At 76.2% G+C, this 13,185-nt stretch carries 10 protein-coding genes; 5 read left to right on the top strand and 5 right to left on the bottom strand.

The window, feature by feature from the left end; genetic code table 11:
- The first annotated feature begins 76 nt into the window (after window positions 1-76).
- Together K1Y72_RS12495 and K1Y72_RS12500 are read left to right on the top strand one after the other, a co-directional pair.
- Entirely contained in the window at window positions 77-580 is a 504-nt protein-coding gene (locus K1Y72_RS12495) for a winged helix-turn-helix transcriptional regulator (RefSeq protein ID WP_220166263.1), read from the top strand.
- Between the two features lie 256 nt (window positions 581-836).
- Window positions 837-2,441 (top strand): adenylate/guanylate cyclase domain-containing protein, encoded by a 1,605-nt coding sequence (locus K1Y72_RS12500; RefSeq protein WP_220166264.1) that lies wholly within the window; start codon window positions 837-839, stop codon window positions 2,439-2,441.
- On the opposite strand, the gene K1Y72_RS12505 is transcribed toward K1Y72_RS12500, so the two are convergent.
- The 3 genes from K1Y72_RS12505 to K1Y72_RS12515 all read right to left on the bottom strand — a co-directional run bounded on the left by K1Y72_RS12505 (window position 2,402) and on the right by K1Y72_RS12515 (window position 4,977).
- Window positions 2,402-3,124 (bottom strand): hypothetical protein, encoded by a 723-nt coding sequence (locus tag K1Y72_RS12505; protein WP_308287031.1) that lies wholly within the window; start codon window positions 3,122-3,124, stop codon window positions 2,402-2,404. The genes K1Y72_RS12500 and K1Y72_RS12505 overlap by 40 nt on opposite strands.
- Before the next feature lie 138 nt (window positions 3,125-3,262).
- Window positions 3,263-3,892 (bottom strand): MBL fold metallo-hydrolase, encoded by a 630-nt coding sequence (locus tag K1Y72_RS12510; protein WP_220166265.1) that lies wholly within the window; start codon window positions 3,890-3,892, stop codon window positions 3,263-3,265.
- A complete protein-coding gene (locus tag K1Y72_RS12515; RefSeq protein WP_220166266.1) occupies window positions 3,892-4,977 on the bottom strand; it encodes an S-(hydroxymethyl)mycothiol dehydrogenase in 1,086 nt (361 codons plus the stop codon). Before K1Y72_RS12515 ends, K1Y72_RS12510 begins: the two co-directional genes overlap by 1 nt.
- A 173-nt stretch (window positions 4,978-5,150) precedes the next feature.
- On the opposite strand from K1Y72_RS12515, the gene K1Y72_RS12520 reads away from it, so the two are divergent.
- A complete protein-coding gene (locus tag K1Y72_RS12520) occupies window positions 5,151-6,578 on the top strand; it encodes an aldehyde dehydrogenase family protein (protein WP_220166267.1) in 1,428 nt (475 codons plus the stop codon).
- Window positions 6,579-6,840: 262 nt separating this feature from the next.
- Window positions 6,841-6,987 (top strand): GPGG-motif small membrane protein, encoded by a 147-nt coding sequence (locus tag K1Y72_RS12525; protein ID WP_220166268.1) that lies wholly within the window; start codon window positions 6,841-6,843, stop codon window positions 6,985-6,987.
- Between the two features lie 103 nt (window positions 6,988-7,090).
- Here the strand turns inward: K1Y72_RS12525 and K1Y72_RS12530 are convergent, their stop codons facing one another.
- Window positions 7,091-7,756: an MBL fold metallo-hydrolase gene (locus K1Y72_RS12530; protein WP_220166269.1), complete on the bottom strand. Its 666-nt coding sequence runs from the start codon at window positions 7,754-7,756 to the stop codon at window positions 7,091-7,093.
- Window positions 7,757-7,880: 124 nt separating this feature from the next.
- Between K1Y72_RS12530 and K1Y72_RS12535 the strand changes: the two genes are divergently transcribed.
- Complete coding sequence (locus K1Y72_RS12535) at window positions 7,881-11,687, top strand: tetratricopeptide repeat protein (RefSeq protein ID WP_220166271.1); 3,807 nt, start codon at window positions 7,881-7,883, stop codon at window positions 11,685-11,687.
- Between the two features lie 88 nt (window positions 11,688-11,775).
- Here K1Y72_RS12535 and K1Y72_RS12540 read toward each other — a convergent pair whose 3' ends face one another.
- A complete protein-coding gene (locus K1Y72_RS12540) occupies window positions 11,776-13,017 on the bottom strand; it encodes an amidase family protein (RefSeq protein WP_220166273.1) in 1,242 nt (413 codons plus the stop codon).
- Between the last annotated feature and the right edge of the window lie 168 nt (window positions 13,018-13,185).

A 13,185-nucleotide genomic window follows, 5' to 3' on the forward strand; every position in this document is an offset into this window, starting at 1 on the left:
TGAACGAACCGGCCTGCGGCACGACCGTAACACGTCTGGTTCGTTCATTGAACCGTCCGGGGGGTAATCTGGGGCCATGGCACTCGGCAAGGACTACTCCGGGCAGAACTGCTCGCTCGCGCGCGCCCTGGAGATCGTGGGGGAGCGGTGGACGCTGCTGATCCTGCGGGACGTCTTCTTCGGGGTGCGGCGCTTCAGCGACTTCCAGATCCACCTGGACGTCCCGCGCGCGGTCCTCTCGGCCCGCCTCGCCGCGCTCGTCCGCGACGGCGTCCTGTCCAAGGAGGGCCAGGAGTACGCCGTCACCCCGATGGGTCGCGGCCTCTGGCCGGTCATCCACCTGCTCTCGCGGTGGGGCGCCGACAACTTCTCCGACGCGGGCCCCTGCCGGCTGTTCTTCCACGCCGCCTGCGCCGCCCGCATCGACTCCGAGGGCGCCTGCACCGCCTGCGGCGCGCACCCCGCCGTCGAGGACTGGGAGATCCGCCCCGGCCCCGGCATGGACGCCGAATGGCGCGACGACCCCATCACCCGCGCCCTCTCCGAACCCCACCGCCTCCTCGACCCCGTCCGCCCCTAACGCCCCCTCCCGTCCCCGGCTCCCGCCCATGACCACTCGGTCACCCCTCGTTGACTTGCGGCGTGTTGGCCTCTTGAAACGTTTCAAGAGCCCAACACGCCGCAAGTCAACGTTCGATGACCGGGTGGTCGTCTGGAGATGCGGGTGCGACGGTGCCGGTGCTGGCGGTTGGTGTGGGACGGGGCGGGTGTCGTGTTTGGGGAGTTGTGGGTGTGATGTACGGAACAGTGGTGGGGCTCGGCTAGTCTCCTGCGTCATGGACACCCCCGGAACGGCGCCTTCGGAGGCCCGTTCCGGGCTGCTGTGGCGGCTCATCGACGGCCTGCCCGGCGACTCGCGGTCCCAGGTGGCGCGGCGCGCCCGCGCCCTGGTGATCGTCGCGGCGGCGCTCGCCAACCTCGGCGGCGCCCTGGTGGTGCTGCTGTTCACCGTCCTCGTGCCCGACCCCGCCGGAACGGTCCCCGGCCACCTGCGCGCCGTCAACCTCGCCCTGTTCACCACCTACGTGGTGCTGGCGGTCCCGGTCGGGCTGGTGCTCGGCGCCCGGTTCTTCCGCCGCGTGAACCGGGCGGTGGTCTCGCACCGCGAGCCCGACCGGCGCGAGCGCGTGCTGCTGCTGTACGCGCCGGTCCGGCTGATGGCGACGCACCTGGCGCTCTGGTGCGTCGGGACCGTCGCCTGGGTCGTCATCAACGCGCCGTTCTCGGCGCTGCTCGCCGTCAAGCTCGGCCTGACGAGCCTGCTCGGCGGCGTCACCACCTGCGCCATCGTGTACCTGCTGGCCGAGCGGCTGCTCCGCCGCGCCGTCACCACCGCCCTCCGCAACGCCGTGCCGGGCCGCACCGGCCTGCCCGGCGTGGTCGCCCGCTCGGTGCTCGCCTGGGGCCTCGGCACCGCCGTCCCGCTGCTCGGGCTGATCGTCCTCGCCGCCGGGGCGTTCGTGACGCCCGGCGTCACCGTCGGCGACCTCGCGCTCGCCGTGCTCGCCCTCGCCGGCGCCGCGCTGCTCGCCGGCTGCCTCGTCACCTACGGCGCGGCCCGCGCCACCGCCGACCCCGTCGAGTCGGTCCGGCTCGGCCTCGCCCGGATCGAGCGCGGCGACCTGGACGTCCAGGTCCCGGTCTACGACGCCAGCGAGATCGGGCTGCTGCAGGCCGGGTTCAACCACATGGCCGCCGGGCTGCGCGAGCACGCCCGCCTCCAGGACCTGTTCGGCCGCCAGGTCGGCGCGGACGTCGCCCGGGTCGCGCTGGAGCGCGGCATCGACCTCGGCGGCGAGCAGCGCCGCGTCGCCGTGCTGTTCGTCGACGTCATCGGCTCCACCCGGCTCGCCGCCGGGAGGCCGCCCGCCGAGGTCGTCGCGCTGCTCAACGCGTTCTTCGCCGTCGTCGTCGAGGTCGTCGGCGCGCACGGCGGCTGGATCAACAAGTTCGAGGGCGACGCCGCCCTGGCGATCTTCGGGGCGCCGCTGGACCTGCCCGGCGCCGAGGGCCGCGCCCTCGCCGCCGCCCGCGAGCTCGCCGCCCGGCTCCGCGGCGAGGTGCCCGGCCTCGGCGCCGCCGTCGGCGTCTCGGCGGGCGAGGCCGTCGCCGGCCACATCGGCGCCGAGGAGCGCTTCGAGTACACGGTGATCGGCGACCCGGTGAACGAGGCCGCCCGCCTCACCGACCTCGCCAAGACCACCGACGCGCGGGTGCTCGCCGCCGCGCGCCTGGTGGAGGCCGCCGACCCCGACGAGGCGGCGCGCTGGGCGCCCGGCGACCAGGTGGTGCTGCGCGGCCGCGACGAGCCGACGACGCTCGCCGCGCCGCTGCCCGAGGCTCAGGCGGCGCCGAGCGTCGCGCCGAGCAGCGTCGTGTAGTACCGGCGGAAACCGGGGCCGGTCTCCTCGCCGATGTAGACGTCGGCGTGGTGCTGCCCGCCGTAGCCGGGCCGGAACAGGTCCGTCACCGTCCAGGACGCCCGCCGGAACGCGGCGCAGACCTTGGCCGGGACGGGCCTGCCGTTCTCCTGCCGCCCGCAGTCGGCCACCACGAACCGCCGCCCGCGCGTGAGGACGTCCTTGTCGGCGGCCGCCGACCCCCACGGGCGCAGCGGGCGGGCCCCCGAGTCGCGGGTGGCGGTGTCGAGCCACCAGCCGACGCTGTGCGACCAGTTGAGGTAGCGGCCCTTCCGGGGGCCGGCGGTGATGCGGCCGCTGCCCTCGGTCTGGATCACCTTGAGGAAGTCGGCCGGGTAGGACCCGAGCGGCGTCCCGCCCCGCGTGCAGTGCAGCTTCGGGCAGCCCCGCACCGCCTGCGGGCGGCCCTTGTAGTAGCTCTCGACGGCGGTGAAGTAGGTGGTGACGCGCCACGCGCCGCGCTTGCCGAGCGGCCGCACCGGCGCCCGCGGCGCGGCGGGCGGGGACGCCGCCGCCCGGTCGCCCGCCTCCGCGGCGGGCGCGGGCGCGGACGGGGGAGCGAGGCTCAGCATCCCCTCGGGCGGCGCGCCGGACGCCGTCCCGCAGCCCGCCGCCAGCGTCCCGCCCGCCAGCAGTGCCGCCACGGTCCGCGGTCGCCTCGGCCGCATCGCGCCCCCTCGATCATCGGATGTCCAGGGGACACTATGCCGCAGACCCTCGCGGGTGCCGCCTTTCGCGGCGGATGTCCCGCGAAGGCGACATTCGCGTCACCATGGCCGGGCTCAGTGGCCGCGGGCGATCCACTCCTCCAGGTGCGGGGCCTCGTCGCCGATGGTCGTGCTGTCGCCGTGGCCGGTGCGGACGACCGTCTCGGGCGCCAGGGTGAGCAGCCGCTCCCGGATCGAGGTGATGATCGTCGGGAAGTCGGAGAAGGACCGCCCCGTCGCGCCGGGACCGCCCTGGAACAGGGTGTCGCCGGAGAACACGGTGCCCAGGGCGGGGGCGTGCAGGCAGACGGCGCCGGGGCTGTGGCCGGGGGTGTGCAGGACGGTCAGCGCCGTCCCGCCGATCTCGATGACCTGCCCGTCGGACAGCGCGGCGTCCGGCTCGCGCTCGGGGTGCTTGCGCTTCCACAGCATCAGGTCGGCCGGGTGCAGCCAGATGGGGGCGCCGGTGGCGTCGGCGAGGGCGGGGGCGGCGTCGACGTGGTCGTCGTGGCCGTGGGTGGACACGATCGCGCGCAGCGTCCGCCCGCCGAGGGCGTCCCGGATGGCGGCGGCGTCGTGGGCGGCGTCGATGACGATCGCCTCGGTGTCGTCGCCGACGATCCACACGTTGTTGTCGACGTCCCAGGTGCCGCCGTCGAGGGAGAACGTGCCGGAGGTGACCAGGTGGTCGATGCGGGCGGCCATTACAGGATCACCACCGAGCGCAGGACGTCGCCGTGGTGCATCTTGTCGAACGCGGCCTCGATGCCGTCCAGGTCGATGGTCTCGGTGACGAAGGCGTCCAGGTCCAGGCGGCCCTGGAGGTAGAGGTCGATGAGCATGGGGAAGTCGCGGGAGGGCAGGCAGTCGCCGTACCAGGAGGACTTCAGCGACCCGCCGCGCCCGAACACGTCGATCAGCGGCAGCTCGATCTTCATCTCGGGGGTGGGGACGCCGACGAGCACGACGGTCCCGGCCAGGTCGCGGGCGTAGAACGCCTGCTCGTAGGTGGCGGGCAGCCCGACGGCGTCGATGACCAGGTCGGCGCCGAAACCGCCGGTCAGCTCCTGCACGGCCTTGACGACGTCGGTGTCCTTGGCGTGCACGGTGTGCGTGGCGCCCAGATTCTGCGCGGTGGCGAGCTTGCGCTCGTCCAGATCGATCGCGATGATCTTGGCGGCGCCGGCCAGCCGCGCTCCCAGGACGGCTGCGGCGCCGACGCCGCCGCAGCCGATGACCGCGACCGAGTCGCCGCGCTGGGCATTGCCGGTGTTGATGGCCGCGCCCAGCCCGGCCATGACGCCGCAGCCCAGCAGCCCGGCGACCTCGGGCTTGGCGGCCGGGTCGACCTTGGTGCACTGCCCGGCGGCCACCAGCGTCTTGTCCGCGAACGCCCCGATCCCCAGCGCCGGGGACAGCTCGGTGCCGTCCTCCAGGGTCATCTTCTGCTTGGCGTTGTGGGTGTTGAAGCAGTACCAGGGGCGGCCCCGCGTGCAGGCGCGGCACTGCCCGCACACCGCCCGCCAGTTCAAGACGACGAAGTCGCCGGGCGCGACCTCGGTGACGCCCGCGCCGACCGACTCCACGATCCCGGCGGCCTCGTGCCCGAGCAGGAACGGGAAGTCGTCGTTGATGCCGCCCTGCTTGTAGTGCAGGTCGGTGTGGCACACCCCGCACGCCTGGACCTTCACCACGGCCTCGCCGGGCCCCGGGTCCGGCACGATGATCGTCTCGATCCGGACCGGCTCGCCCCTGCCCGGGGCGATGACCCCGCGAACCTGCTGCGCCATGGCGTCACCCTTCGTCGTCGGCTGGTCCCCGAAGTCTAGGCAGCACCGCGTCCGGGCAGGCACGCGAACCCCGGACGGCCGCGCGCCGGGCTCGCCGGGACGGCCAGCCGGGGCGGGCCGGTTGGACACGGTGGCGAGGCGGACGGGGGCGGCGAAGGGCTAGCGTCGGGGGCATGAACGTGACTCCCTTCTGGCTGGCCGGCCGGGCCGCGACCGGCACCGAGACGCTCGCGGTGACCCACCCCTTCGACGGCCGCGAGGTGGCCGTCGTCGCCGTCCCCACCGAGGCCCAGGTGGAGGAGGCGGTCGCCGCCGCGGACGCCGTCCGCGCCGAGGCCGCCGCGCTGCCGGTGCACGTGCGCGCCGAGGCGCTGACGCACATCTCGCGGCGGCTCGCCGAGCGCGCCGAGGAGATCGCCCGGCTGATCACCGGGGAGAACGGCAAGCCGCTGCTGTGGGCGCGCGCGGAGGTGCAGCGCGCGGTGTCGGTGTTCCGCATCGCCGCCGAGGAGGCGCGCCGGGCCGCGCCGGTCGTCCAGCGCCTGGACACCGACCCCGGCGGCCAGGGCCGGATCGCCTACACCAGCCGCGTCCCGCGCGGCCCGGTGCTCGGCATCGCCCCGTTCAACTTCCCCCTGAACCTGACGGCCCACAAGGTGGCGCCGGCGATCGCGGCGGGCGCCCCGATCGTGGTGAAGCCCGCCCCGGCCACCCCGCTGTCGGCGCTGGTCCTCGGCGAGCTCGCCGCCGAGACCGCCCTGCCCGCCGGGATGGTGTCGGTGCTGCCGGTGCCGAACGACCGCGCGTCCGCGCTGGTGGACGACCCGCGCCTGCCCGTCGTGTCGTTCACCGGCTCGGTCCCGGTCGGCTGGGCCATCAACGACCGGGTGCCGCGCAAGCACGTCACGCTGGAGCTCGGCGGCAACGCCGCGGCCGTCGTGCTGGCCGACGCCGACCTGGACTGGGCCGCGTCCCGCATCGGCCTGTTCTCCAACTACCAGGCCGGGCAGAGCTGCATCGCCGTCCAGCGGGTCTACGTCGACCGGGCGGTCGCCGAGGAGTTCACCCCGAAGCTCGTCGAGGCCGTCGGCGGCCTGGTCACCGGCGACCCGTGGGACGACGCGACGCAGGTCGGCCCGCTGGTGTCGGTCGAGGCGGCCGAGCGCGTCGAGGCGTGGGTGGACGAGGCCGTCGCCGCGGGCGCCACCGTCCTCACCGGCGGGAAGCGCGACGGCGCCACCTACGCGCCGACCGTGCTCGCGGACGTCCCCGCCGGCGCCAAGGTGCTGCGCCAGGAGGTCTTCGGCCCGGTCCTCGCCGTGCAGGTCGTCGACGGCGTGGACGAGGCGTTCGCGCTGGTCAACGACTCGGCGTTCGGCCTGCAGGCGGGCGTGTTCACGCGTAGCCTGGACGTGGCGTTCCGCGCGCACCGCGAGCTGGAGGTCGGCGGCGCCGTCATCGGCGACGTCCCCTCCTACCGCGCCGACCAGATGCCCTACGGCGGCGTGAAGGACTCCGGCGTCGGCCGCGAGGGCCCGGCGGCCGCCATGGCCGACTACACCGAGGAGCGGACCCTGATCCTCACCGGCCTCACCCTCTGACGCGCCGCGCGGCCCGGCGCTCCCGGGGCGCCGCCGCGCCCGTCGTCGACCTCGGGGACGTCGCCTGCGCCGGCTCGCGCCGCCTCGGCACCGACATCGCCGGGACGGCGCGCGCCGTCCGCTGGTTCAGCGCCCTGCGCCGGGCCCGCCGAGACCCCTCCGCGGGGCCCTCGTGAACGTGTGCGCGCGGCCCCGCGGGTGCTCTGTCCTGCGACTTTGCGCGGAGTTGTTTGTCCCCTTTGCCCGCGGGGAGTACGGCGGCATGTACACCATCCTGTGGCTCATCGCAGTCGTTCTGGTCATCGCGGGCATCTACGTCATCGTGGCGCGCCGCGACCTGCTCTGGGGCATCGTCCTCATCGTCGTCGGCCTCCTGGTGGGCCCGGGCGGTGTGAGCATCTTCCACTGATCCGGCCCCGGACCGACCGGGGCCCGACCGCCGCAAGCCGCCCGCGCACCGCCGCCCACAGGTGCGCGGGCCGAAACCCCCGCCCGCCCGGCCGCGAGGGGTGTCACCAGCCGCGCTTGCGCCATTCGGGCAGGGACGGGCGCTCGCGGCCGAGCGTGGAGTCCTTGCCGTGGCCGGGGTAGAACCACGTCGCGTCCGGGAGCCGGTCGAAGACCCGCTCCTCGACGTCCGACACCAGCTGCTGGAACAGCGTCGGGTCGCCCCAGGTGTTGCCGACGCCGCCGGGGAACAGGCTGTCGCCGGTGAACAGGTGCGGCCGGTCGGCGAGGTCGCCGCCGGCGTCGTACAGCAGCGCGATCGACCCGGGCGTGTGGCCGCGCAGGTGGATCACCTCCAGGACCGCCCGGCCCACCCGCACCGTGCCGCCCTGCTCGACGGGTTCGGCGACCGGCAGCGGCAGCGCCTCCGCGTCGTGCGGATGGGCGACGACGGACGCGCCCGTCGCGGCCGCGACCTCGGCCAGCGCCATCCAGTGGTCCTGGTGCCGGTGGGTGGTGACGATCCGGTCGAGCGGGCCGTCCCCGACCAGCTCCAGCAGCCGCGCCGCGTCGTTGGCCGCGTCGATCAGCAGCTGCTCGCCCGTCGCGGTGCAGCGCAGCAGGTAGGCGTTGTTGTCGTAGGGGCCGACCGACGCCTTGGCAACGGTCAGGCCCGGCAGTTCCCGCACGTCGGCCCGGCCGCCCGGCTCGACGTTTCCCGTGTAGCTCATCGGCCCTCCTGGTGGACGTTCCCCGGACAGTGTCCACCATCGCGCGCCCCGGCACCCGTTTGCGTCACGCGACGCACCCCATGCGTGTCCTTTCTGGCGGAACGCCGGCCCGGCCCGTTCCACCATGGAGGCGGCGACGGGGGACGACGTCGGAGGGGAGGACCGGGTGCTCGACGAGCACGACGCCCGGCCGGGCAGTTTCTGGCAGCGGCTGGCTCCCGACGACCGGCAGGCGCTGCGGGCGATGGGACGGCGCGCAGAGATCCCCGCCGACGGCCTGCTCTGCCATCAGGGCGCGCTCGCCTCCGGCGTGTACGTGCTGTTCCGGGGGCGCATCGCCAGCACCGTCCTCGCCAAGGAGTACGTGCTGTCCAGCGAGGGCGACGAGTCGATCATCGAGCTGTTCGGCGCCGGCGACCTCATCGGCGCGCTCGCCCCCTGGGGCCACCCGCAGCGCGGCTCGGTCGCCGCCCTGGAGCGCCTCACCGTCCTCCGCGTCGACCGCGGCCGGTTCGGCGACCTGCTCGCCGCCAACCCGCGTGTCACCGAGGCGATGATGGAGGGCGTGGCGCGCTCGGCGGACCTGTCGGGCCGCCGCGCCGCCGTGTCCTCGGCCGAGCACCCGCGCCGCCTGGCCTACCACCTGCTGGAGCTCGGGCACCGCTTCGGCGAGCGGTTCGGCGACGAGGTCCGCGTCCCGCAGCGCCTCAGCCAGGCCGAGCTCGCCAACTGGTCGGGCATCTCCCGCGAGACCCTGGTCCGCTGGTTCCGGATCTGGCGCAACCGCGGCATCCTCGACCGCGCGCTCCGCCCGCTGACGATCCTGGACCCCGACGGCCTGCGCAACGCCGCGAGCCCCTGGGGCGACGAGTGGTCCGACGCCGCGCTGGAGCCCGCCGGGCGGCCCGCCCCGCACGCGACGCTGGCGGGCCGCGTGCAGGTCCCGCTGGACGCGCCGCCCGGCGCGGCGGCGCGGCGCCCGGTGCGGCTGCCCGACGACAAGCCGTTCTTCACCGGCCGCACCGTCAGCCTGGGCAAGCTCGACCTGCTGCTGTCGCAGGAGGTGCCGCCGCGCGGCGTGGTCATCGAGGGCATGGCGGGCATCGGCAAGACGACGCTGGCGCTGCACTGGGCGCACCGCACCGCGCACCGCTTCCCCGACGGCGTGGTCTTCGCCGACCTGCGCGGCACCGGCCCGGCCCCGGCGACCCCCGCCGAGGCGATGGGGCAGGTGCTGCGCGGCCTCGGCGTCCCCGGCGACCTGCTGCCGCGCGCCGAGGACGAGCTCGCCGCGCAGTGCCGGTCGCTGCTGGCGGGCCGCCGCATGCTGCTGATCCTGGACAACGCCGCCGACGTCGGGCAGGTCCGGCCGCTGGCCGCCGCGACCGACGCGGGCATGGTCGTCGTCACCACCCAGCGGCGGATGCCGAACCTGCTGGAGGGCGCCGACGTGCGGACGCTGGAGCTGCGCGAGATGGCGCCCGACGAGGCCGTCGAGATGATCGCGGCGGTGCTCGGGCCGGCCGACCGGCGGGTCCGCGACGAGGGCCGCGCCACCGTCCGCCTCGCCGAGCAGTGCGGGCTGCTGCCGCTGGCGCTCGCGGTGGTGGCGGGCCGCCTCGCCGACAACCCCGCCGACTCCATCGCCGCGACGGTCAAGGAGCTCGCCGTCAGCGACGCGCCCGCGCCCGCCGGGGTCCTCGCCGGGCCCGGCCCGCCGGGCCTGCACGCCCTGCTCAGCCCGACGTTCGAGCTGGCCTACCGGGGGCTGCGCCGCGACCACCGCGCCGCGTTCCGGCGGCTCGGCCTGCTCGCCGGGCCCGACTTCACGCCCGCCGCGCTCGCCGCCCTCACGGGGCGGCCCGCCGCCGACGCCCGCGCCGCCCTCGCCGCGTTCCGCCAGACCTACCTCGTCCAGGAGGTCGGGCCCGGCCGGTACCGGCTGCACGACCTGCTGCGCGACTTCGCCCGCGAGCGCGGCCTCGCCGAGGACCTCGACAGCGACCGCCTCGCCGCGCAGCGCCGCCTGCTGGCCGGCTACCTGGCCGAGGCGCGCGCCGCGGGCGCCGCCCTCGGCGCCCGCCGCCGGCCCGCGCTGGACCGCTCGCCGCGCCCCGCCGCGGCGGGGGAGGGGACGGCGCCGCCCGCCGCGGGGGCGCGGGCGGCGGCCGTCTCCTGGTTCGAGGCCGAGCGCCGCAACCTGGTCGCCGCCGTCCACCAGGCGGCCCGCCTCGGCCTGCACCGCACCTGCTGGGAGCTCGCCGACGCGCTGTTCGACCTCCAGGACTTCCGCCGCTACAGCGACGACGTCATCGCCGTCCACCAGGCCGGGCTGCGCGCCGCCCGCGCCGAGGAGGACTGGGGCGCCGCCGCCGTCATGATGCACGCCCTCGCCGTCGCGCACGCCCAGCAGGGCCGGTCGCTGCAGGCCATCGCCTACGGCGAGGACGCCCGCCGCGGCTTCCGGTCGGTCGAGCCGCCCGACCGCCACGGCGAGGCCGTCACCCTCGCCACCCTCGCCGACGTGCACGTGGCGCTCGGCCGCTACCCGTCGGCGATCGTGCACGCGAGCCGCTCCCTGGACCTGCACGTGGCGCTCGGCGACCGGGCCGGCGTCGCCCGCGCCCACGAGACCCTCGCCCGCGCTCACAACGCCCTCGCCGACTACCCGCCGGCCGAGCGGCACGCCCGGCACGCCCTCGAACTGCGCCGCGACCTGAACGACCCGCACGGCGTCGCCGAGACGCTGCTGACGCTGTCGCAGGTGCGGCGCCGCCGCGGCTCGGTCCACCACGCCGTCTCGTTCGGGCTGGAGGCGCTGGCGATCCGCCAGGAGCAGGCCGACCGGTTCGGCACCGCGCAGGCCCTCACCGAGCTCGCCCGCATGTACACCGCGCTCGGCATGCGCGACCTGGCCCGCCGCGACGGCGAGCAGGCGCTGCGCTCCTACCGGATGCTCGGCGCCCGCCCCGGCGAGGCCCGCGCCCTCGCCACCCTCGGCCGCCTGTCCTACGAGGACGCCCGCTTCGCCGCGTCCTTCACCTACCTCGGGCAGGCCCTGGCCCTGCACCGCGACACCGGCGACCGGCAGGGCGAGGCCGAGGCGCTGTCGGAGCTCGGCATCGTGCACTGGCGCCTCGGCCGCCACCGCGAGGCCCGCGAGCACCTGGTGCGCGCCCTGGAGATCCGCCGCGAGATCGGCGACCAGCACGGCGAAGCCCACGACCTGGAGCACCTGGCGATCGTGATGCGCCGGATGGGGCGGCACGAGGAGTCGTTCGTCCTCGGCCTGGAGGCGCTGGACCTCTGGCACCGGCTCGGCGCGAAGGCCGGCCTCGCCGGCACCCTCGGCAGCCTCGCCCGCACCTACCTGCGGCTCGGCCTGCCCGAGGAGGCCGAGCGGGCCGCCGCGCAGGCCCTCGCCGTCCGCCGCGAGATCGGCGACTGGTACGGGATGGGCGTCGGCACCGACACCGTCGCGGTCGTGCTGCGCGGCACCGGCCGCCACACCGAGGCGCTGAAGGCCGAGCGCGACGCCCTGCGGCTGCTCCGCGAGGTCGGCGACCGGCACGGCGAGAGCACCGCCCTGGTCCACCTCGCCGCCATCCACCTGGCCCTCGGCGACGACACCGCCGCCCTCGCCACCGGCCGCCAGGCCCTGGACCTCGCCACCGAGCTCGGCGACGCCCGCGAGCTCGCGGGCGCCCGCCACGTCATGGGCGGCGCCCTCCAGCACCGCGGCGAGCACGCGGCCGCGGCCGAGCAGTTCCGCGCCGAGATCGAGCTGCGCCGCGACATGGGCGACCACCGCGGCCGGCACGACGCGCTGAGCCGGCTGCGCGACGCCTGCCTGGCCGAGGGCGACCAGGCCGGCGCCGACGACTGCGCCCGCCGCATCCGCGCGATCGAGCAGTGGCTCGACACCGACTGACGGCGGAACGGGGAGCGGGGGCGGGCGCGTCAGGACGCGCCCGGCTCCGGCGGTGACGGCTGGGCCGTCCTCGCCGGAGCGCCGCGCGTCACGCCGACCGGACGGCGGTCAGCGGGCCGCGCGCGGGGGCGCGCATGATCTGCGGGGGGTCGGCCGGGCGGCGCAGGTGCCAGGACGTCTCGGCCTGGTAGGCGGCGACGACCTCCAGCAGCCGGTCCTCCTCGTAGGGGCCGCCGCCGAGGATGGTGCCGACCGGCATCCCGGTCGCGTCGAACCCGATCGGGAAGGCCGCCTCGGGCAGGCCGAGCGCCGCGAACGGCGTCGGGCCGGGCTGGAGCAGCAGGTCGCAGCTCTCCAGTGCGCCCTCCAGGAGCAGCTCGCGCAGCAGGTGCGCCTTGGCGCGCTCGGCGGGCCGGCCGTCGGTGAAGGGACCCGACAGCAGGTCCCAGCCCTGCGGGTAGGCGACCTCGCGGAGCCGTACCCCGCCGATGCGCTCCAGCGTCGCGAGGAACTCCTTGTGCGCGGGCGTGCGCGGGTAGTCGGCGGGCACCCCGATCCAGGTCGGGCGGCGCAGCCGCACCCGCTTGGCCCGGCGGATCGGCGTCGCGGCGCGCACCAGGTCGGGCAGCGGCGGCAGGCCGAGCGTGCGCGGGTCGTGCGGGTCGGGACCGGCGAGCACCGACAGCACCATCGCGGCGTCCATGGCGTCGCGGGCGAGCGGGCCGGCGACGTCGCGGCCGTGCGCGAGGCTGCGGCCCATCGTCGGGCGGATCGCGGTGAGGTTCTGCCGCAGCGCGGGCGGCAGCACGCCGCCGGTGCGGGCCGTGCCGACGCCGGCGACGGCGAGCCGCGCGGCGACCGCGCAGGCGGTGCCGGCGTCGCGGGCCGGGTTGATCGGCGCCCAGGCGTTGGCGGTGGTGGTGCTCGCGGTGCCGAGCACGATCGCGCCCGCGGCGCGCAGCCGCTCGGCGGCGAAGGAGTCGCCGGCGACCATCGGCAGCCCGGCGAGCGGCCCCTCGGCGGGCCGGGCGGCGGCCGCGCGCGCCTCGTCCGCGAGGACCTCGGCGTACGCCTGGTAGAGGTTGTCGTGCGCGTCGATGCGGGCCAGGTAGGCGGCCACGAGCGAGGCCGGCGTGAGCAGCCCCTCGCGGATCAGCCAGGCGGCCTCGGCGAGCGTCGCCTCGGCCGGGTCCTCCAGGGCCTCGGGCCGGAGCCGCACGGAGGCGGGCAGGACGGCCACGCGCGGCCGGGCGGGCACCGCCACGGGGGCGGGGCCGGCGGCGACGCCGTTGCGGGCCAGGAACAGGCGGCGTGCGGGTTCGCGGTTCACGACGTCCGCACCTCGCTCAGGAGCTCCGGGTGGGCGGACGGTCGGGCCACGGGCTTCCCCTCCTCTGATCGATCCTTGTGGACAGTCCATCCCGGCGAGGTTTCGGGAGCGTTGCCTGTACGTCGTGCGGAGGTTACGTTTCGCATCCCCGAGTCCAAACTGTCGAGC

Source organism: Actinomadura parmotrematis, assembly GCF_019458805.1.
Classification (GTDB): domain Bacteria; phylum Actinomycetota; class Actinomycetes; order Streptosporangiales; family Streptosporangiaceae; genus Spirillospora; species Spirillospora parmotrematis.

Coding starts and splice junctions, on each gene's coding strand:
- K1Y72_RS12530 (WP_220166269.1), bottom strand. CDS start 7,756: ATGAGCTACACGGGAAACGTCGAGCCGGGCGGCCGGGCCGACGTGCGG.
- K1Y72_RS12520 (WP_220166267.1), top strand. CDS start 5,151: ATGAACGTGACTCCCTTCTGGCTGGCCGGCCGGGCCGCGACCGGCACC.
- K1Y72_RS12525 (WP_220166268.1), top strand. CDS start 6,841: ATGTACACCATCCTGTGGCTCATCGCAGTCGTTCTGGTCATCGCGGGC.
- K1Y72_RS12495 (WP_220166263.1), top strand. CDS start 77: ATGGCACTCGGCAAGGACTACTCCGGGCAGAACTGCTCGCTCGCGCGC.
- K1Y72_RS12535 (WP_220166271.1), top strand. CDS start 7,881: ATGGAGGCGGCGACGGGGGACGACGTCGGAGGGGAGGACCGGGTGCTC.
- K1Y72_RS12500 (WP_220166264.1), top strand. CDS start 837: ATGGACACCCCCGGAACGGCGCCTTCGGAGGCCCGTTCCGGGCTGCTG.
- K1Y72_RS12515 (WP_220166266.1), bottom strand. CDS start 4,977: ATGGCGCAGCAGGTTCGCGGGGTCATCGCCCCGGGCAGGGGCGAGCCG.
- K1Y72_RS12510 (WP_220166265.1), bottom strand. CDS start 3,892: ATGGCCGCCCGCATCGACCACCTGGTCACCTCCGGCACGTTCTCCCTC.